Origin of the sequence: Agromyces binzhouensis (assembly GCF_004135055.1) — a bacterium.
GTDB lineage: Bacteria > Actinomycetota > Actinomycetes > Actinomycetales > Microbacteriaceae > Agromyces > Agromyces binzhouensis.
Genome location: NZ_SDPL01000376.1, coordinates 1 through 3,089 on the forward strand (window position 1 = coordinate 1; position 3,089 = coordinate 3,089).

At 71.8% G+C, this 3,089-nt stretch carries 4 protein-coding genes; 1 reads left to right on the plus strand and 3 read right to left on the minus strand.

The genetic code is table 11. The features are described 5' to 3' along the window. The 3 genes from dhaL to ESO86_RS14390 form a co-directional block, all read right to left on the minus strand. The coding region (gene dhaL / locus ESO86_RS14380; RefSeq protein WP_207207157.1) for a dihydroxyacetone kinase subunit DhaL at positions 1-443 on the minus strand (443 nt) is incomplete at its 3' end. A gap of 2 nt (positions 444-445) precedes the next feature. Next, positions 446-1,438, minus strand: a complete 993-nt coding sequence (dhaK, locus tag ESO86_RS14385) for a dihydroxyacetone kinase subunit DhaK (RefSeq protein ID WP_129235609.1) — start codon at positions 1,436-1,438, stop codon at positions 446-448. Then, the gene (locus tag ESO86_RS14390; protein ID WP_129235610.1) at positions 1,435-2,190 is read right to left on the minus strand and encodes an MIP/aquaporin family protein; all 756 of its coding nucleotides are present in this window, start codon (positions 2,188-2,190) and stop codon (positions 1,435-1,437) included. The genes dhaK and ESO86_RS14390 overlap by 4 nt, the downstream gene beginning before the upstream one ends. Before the next feature lie 135 nt (positions 2,191-2,325). Here ESO86_RS14390 and ESO86_RS14395 point away from each other — a divergent pair. Further along, positions 2,326-3,089, plus strand: a 764-nt coding sequence (locus ESO86_RS14395; RefSeq protein WP_242492384.1) for an IclR family transcriptional regulator, incomplete at its 3' end; no start/stop codon positions are given.

Genomic DNA, 3,089 nt, shown 5'->3' on the forward strand with positions numbered 1-3,089 from the left:
CTCAGCGCCTCGGCGGCCGGTTGGAGCGCGTCGACCATGGTCTTGTCACCCGGCTCGGCTCGGCCGCGGGCCACGACCCCGGCCACGCCGGCGCGGAACGCGTCGGCGAGGCCCGCGGTGTCGAGGTCCGGGGCCGGGCCGACGGACTTGGCCATCTCGAGGAACAGCGTGCCGTACAGCGACCCGCTCGCTCCTCCGACCGTCGACACGAGCGCCATCCCGGAGGACTTCAGCAGTGCACCGGCATCGTCCGGGGGCGCGTCGGCGAGACGCTGCCGCACCGCACCGGTGCCCCGGGCGATGTTGGTGCCGTGGTCGGCGTCGCCGATCGCCGAGTCGAGCGCGGTCAGCCGCTCGGCCTCGGCGGTGATCCGCTCGTCGAAGCGGAACATCCACGCCACGAGGTCGTCGACCGTCAGGCGGCCGTCCTCGGTCGCGGTCATGGCTACACCCCCCACCGGAGCGCCGCGGTGCTCACCGGTGCGTCCCAGAGCCGCAGCATCTCGTCGTCCGCGCGGAGCAGGGTGAGGGAGCATCCGGCCATGTCGAGGCTCGTGATGTAGTCGCCGACGAGCACTCGTGCGACGGTGATGCCGCGCTGCTCGAGCAGGGAGGCGACGGCGCCGTACATCAGGTAGAGCTCGATGAGCGGCGTGCCGCCGAGCCCGCTGAGCATCGCGATCACGGGCGCCCCGGTGAAGTCGTGGTCGGCCAGGATCGCCGACACGAGCGTCTCGGCGATCTCCGACGCGGAGGCCAGCGGGGCGCGCGTGCGGCCCGGTTCGCCGTGGATGCCCACGCCCATCTCGATCTCGTCCTCGGGGAGGTCGAAGCTCGGCTTGCCCACCGACGGAAGGGTCGCGCTGGTGAGCGCCACGCCCATCGACCGGCCGTTCTCCGAGACGCGCGTCGCGACGGCGTGCACGGCATCGAGGTCGGCGCCCTCCTCTGCGGCGGCCCCGGCGATCTTCTCGACGAGGACGGTCGTGCCGACCCCACGACGGCCGGCGGTCCAGGTCGAGTCCTCGACCGCGACGTCGTCGGCGACCAGCACGGTCTTGACCGCGATTCCCTCCGCGTCGGCGAGCTCGGCGGCCATCTCGAAGTTGAGCACGTCGCCCGTGTAGTTCTTGACGATGAACAGCGCCCCGGCGCCGGTGCTCACCGTCTGGGCGGCGGCGAGCATCTGGTCGGGGGTCGGCGAGGTGAAGACCTCGCCGGCGCAGGCCGCGTCGAGCATCCCGGGGCCGACGAAGCCGCTGTGCAGCGGTTCGTGGCCCGAGCCTCCGCCCGAGATCAGGGCGACCTTGCCGGGCTTCGGCGTCGCCCGTGCGACCACCCGAGCGGCGAGGTCGACGGCGAGTTCGGGGTGGGCCGCCGCGACGCCCTTCAGGGCGTCGGCCAGCACCTCCGACGGTGCATCGATGAGCTTCTTCATGCGCGTGCCTCCTCTTCGACGAGCGCTTCGGTCAGGGTGGTGCGGTCCGCCCGAGTGCGGGAGACCAGGCCGAACGCGAGGCCGGCGAGGACGCCGCCCGCGAGTTCGGCGATGACGTAGACCGGCCACTGCTCCCACTGCACGGTGCCCCCGAGGAGCTGCTGCACGAGCATCGGGCCGGTGGTGCGGGCCGGGTTGATGGACGCGCCGGTGGCGGGCGCCACCGGGATGATCGCGGCGAAGACCACGAGGCCGATGACGAGCCCGGCGAATCCGGGGGCCGCCTTGCGGTGGATCACGCCGAAGACCGTGAAGACCAGCAGGAACGTGCCGAGGAACTCGGCCGTGAACGCCTGCCAGATCGGGATGTCGCCGTAGGAGGCGACGCCGAGTCCGAGTTCGCTCGCCTGCGGGCCGAGGGCGCCGACGATCGCGAACGCGCCCACGGTCGCACCGAGGAGCTGCGCGACCACGTACCCGGGCACGTCGCGCCAGGCGAACTTGCCCGTCACCGCGAGGGCGAGCGTCACCGCGGGGTTGATGTGGTTGCCCGAGATGTAGCCGAACACGTACACCGTCGCGACGACGATCGTGCCGAAGGCGAGCGAGATGAAGCCGAGATCGGCGGGGGCGAAGGGCGCGTCGCCCCTCACGAGTGCGAAGGCCGGCACGGAACCGACGCCGACGAACACGAGGAAGGCGGTACCCAGGAACTCGGCGGCGAGCCGCTGCCAAGTCCGGTTGTCATCCATGATCTGCGTTCTCCCTTGAACGAGGTGATGCCAGACGATTCGGTATTGTCGAATGGCTTTCGGTAATACTGAATGGTGGACCTTCCGTCCCGCGCTGTCAAGAACCAGACAGAATGGGGATGGACCGTGGGCGCGATGACGGAGGGGGAGTCGGTGATCCAGTCGATCGATCGCGCGGCGATGATCCTCACGCTGCTGCAGGGCTCGCGCCGCATGGGCATCTCCGAGCTCGCCGCCGCGCTCGACCTGCCGCCCTCGACCGTGCACGGCATCGTCAAGTCGCTCCAGGCGCACGGGCTCGTGGCGCAGCAGCCGAGCGGGAACCGCTACGTACTGGGGCCGGCGCTCCTGAAGCTGTCGAGCGTCTACCTCGACACCCTCGACGTCCGTGCGCGCGCGATGCGCTGGATGCACGAGCTCTCGAGCCGCACCGGCTTCGCGACCCGCCTCGGCGCCGAGCTGTTCGGCGAGGTCATCGTCATCCACCACGACCGACGCCCGGACGGCACCGAGCAGATGCCCGAGACCGGCCTGACGATCCCCAGCCATGCCTCGGCACTCGGCAAGGTGCTGCTCGCCTACGACGCGGCGCACGCCGCGGACGCGCTGTCGCGCCCGCTGACGGCGCTCACGGCGGACACCGTCACCGACCCGGACCGCGTCCGGGAGGGCCTCGAGCAGGTCCGACGGGACGCGCTCGGCTTCGAGGACGAGGAGGCCGTCATCGGCGAGTCCTCCGTCGCCGCGCCGGTCTGCTCGGAGGGCGGCGACGTCGTCGCCGCGGTCGCGGTGGTCATGCCCTCGAGCGAGTGGCCGCCCTCCGACACGGTCGTCGGCGCACTCCGCGACGCCGCACGGAGCATCTCGCGCGACCTCGGCGCGCCGACCTGGCCGCCGCG

What these genes read in the sequence shown, in the direction of transcription:
- dhaK (WP_129235609.1), bottom strand. Translation starts at nt 1,438, where the DNA reads ATGAAGAAGCTCATCGATGCACCGTCGGAGGTGCTGGCCGACGCCCTG.
- ESO86_RS14390 (WP_129235610.1), bottom strand. Translation starts at nt 2,190, where the DNA reads ATGGATGACAACCGGACTTGGCAGCGGCTCGCCGCCGAGTTCCTGGGT.